The sequence below is a fragment of the Novosphingobium huizhouense genome (assembly GCF_020179475.1).
Lineage (GTDB): Bacteria > Pseudomonadota > Alphaproteobacteria > Sphingomonadales > Sphingomonadaceae > Novosphingobium > Novosphingobium huizhouense.
In genome coordinates, this window is record NZ_JAILXZ010000025.1 from 1 (window position 1) to 296 (window position 296).

1 protein-coding gene is annotated in these 296 nt (G+C 56.1%); it reads left to right on the plus strand.

The window, feature by feature from the left end; translation table 11 throughout:
* Positions 1-20 precede the first annotated feature (20 nt).
* The coding region (locus K3A85_RS17820) for a hypothetical protein (protein WP_225207857.1) at positions 21-296 on the plus strand (276 nt) is incomplete at its 3' end.

The following is a 296-nucleotide window of genomic DNA, read 5'->3' on the forward strand; positions in this document are numbered from 1 at the left end:
TATGCAGGAGGCGCGCATCGATGTCCGATTTCTCAGCCGAAAAACGAATGATCCAAGCATTTTATGGCGAATTGGATCAGGCCGAAGGAGACAACCTTGGGGCGATTTTGGCGCGCTACTATGCGCCGAATCATCTATGGCGCGGTTTCCATCCTTTTGATGAACAGTACGGTGCCGAGGCAGTCGCGGAGCGATTCTGGCGGCCCTTGCGTCAGGCCCTGAGGCACATTCAGCGGCGCGAAGACATCTTCATGGCGGGCGCCAACGAGATGGATGGTTTCCAATCGACTTGGGTC